Below are 1,469 nucleotides of genomic sequence, written 5' to 3' on the forward strand. Positions count from 1 at the left end.
GCACGACGCTGTTGGGCTCGACATCGGGAATGATCAGCGCGCGGTCGCCATTGGCCTCGGCGGTGCCTTCGTAGATCGAAAATCGCAGCTTCTTTGGTGGAATGCGCACGCCGCCGGACAGCACTGCGTCGAGCTTGAGGCCGCCGGCGTCGAGCACGAGACTTTCGCGCTTGGCGTCCTTGCCGACAGTGATGCGCTTGGTGGCGCCGGCCCGGCCGTAGGAGGCGTGAACCAGATAGCTGCCGGGTTCGAGCTGGAAGACGGCGGTGCCGCCATGGGAGGAGGCAACCATCGGCAATTTGCCGTTGACGGCTTCGGGCTTGAAAACCCGCCAGACGATGCCGCGCGTGATGTCGGAACCCTTGTCGGTCAGTTGGGCGGACAATGTGATGGCGCCGCCGCCGCTCAGCGCCAGCGACGTCTCGCCTTTCGGCGTCGCGTAGCTCGAAATTCCCGGAAGCTTCAGGTCGGTGACACCGTCGACGTTCTGCGCCACGGCAAGCGAAACCGGCGCCATGAATATCAGCGCGCCGAGCCAGACCAGGAAAAGACGGACAGTCCCCTCAAACATGCCTTGCGTTGAAGCCCATGGCGGTGGCAATTTCAAGGCTTAAGAGTTGAAACGACTCTTCCCTCCGGCGTATCCCGCGCCAATGCCCGAGCCGCCCGAATCCCCGATGGTGCGCTTCAGCTCAAAACAGAATGTCCAGGAGACTTGCGCCCATGGCGTCGCCGATCATCGACTTCCTGCTCACCCGAAACTCCGCACCGATCCCCGATTTGAAGGAGCCGGCGCCGAGCGATGCGGAGATCGCCACGATGATCGCCGCTGCCTCCCGGGTGCCCGACCATGGCCGGTTGGAGCCCTGGCGCTTCATCCTCTACCGTGGCGACGCCCGCGTCGAGATCGGCAGGCAACTGGCAGCGCTTGCAGAGCAGCGGGAAGGTCCCTTGTCCGAAGGCCGCCGCAACCAGGAACTGGCGCGATTCTCGCGCGCGCCACTGGTGATCGGCGTTGTGTCGATTCCCAGGGAGAATCCAAAAATCCCGCAATGGGAAATGTTCCTGTCGGGCGGCATGGCGGCGATGAACCTGATGATAGCAGCGAATGCGCTGGGCTATGGCACCAACATGATCAGCAACTGGTATTCGGATGTGCCGGAGGGCAGGGCGCTGCTGGGGCTGGCGCGGCAGGAGCGGGTCATCGGCTTCATCCATATCGGCTCCTATGCCGGCCCGGCACCGGAGCGGCCCCGGCCCGATCCGGCAAAGCTGTACAGTGACTATTCGGGGCCGTGGGCGGGCTGAATGTTCTACGAACCCTCAAAGGGCCACGGCCTGCCGCATGACCCTTCGAAGGCGATCGTGGCGCCGCGTCCGATCGGCTGGATTTCGACACTGAACAGGGCAGGCGAGGTCAATCTCGCGCCATACTCCTTCTTCAATGCCGTTTCTACGCGGCCTTTCAT

Annotated in this window: 1 protein-coding gene and 2 pseudogenes; 2 read left to right on the forward strand and 1 reads right to left on the reverse strand. The window is 63.6% G+C overall.

Features of this window, described 5'->3' with window-relative positions:
* Positions 1–571, reverse strand: a pseudogene (locus EN750_RS34020) (hypothetical protein); the annotation flags it as partial.
* Positions 572–723: 152 nt separating this feature from the next.
* Here EN750_RS34020 and EN750_RS34025 point away from each other — a divergent pair.
* Together EN750_RS34025 and EN750_RS41170 are read left to right on the forward strand one after the other, a co-directional pair.
* A complete protein-coding gene (locus EN750_RS34025; RefSeq protein WP_127399255.1) occupies positions 724–1,308 on the forward strand; it encodes a nitroreductase in 585 nt (194 codons plus the stop codon).
* Positions 1,309–1,469, forward strand: a pseudogene (locus EN750_RS41170) (flavin reductase family protein); the annotation flags it as partial.

The organism is Mesorhizobium sp. M7A.F.Ca.ET.027.03.2.1, from assembly GCF_003999175.1.
In the GTDB taxonomy this organism is placed as follows: Bacteria; Pseudomonadota; Alphaproteobacteria; order Rhizobiales; family Rhizobiaceae; genus Mesorhizobium.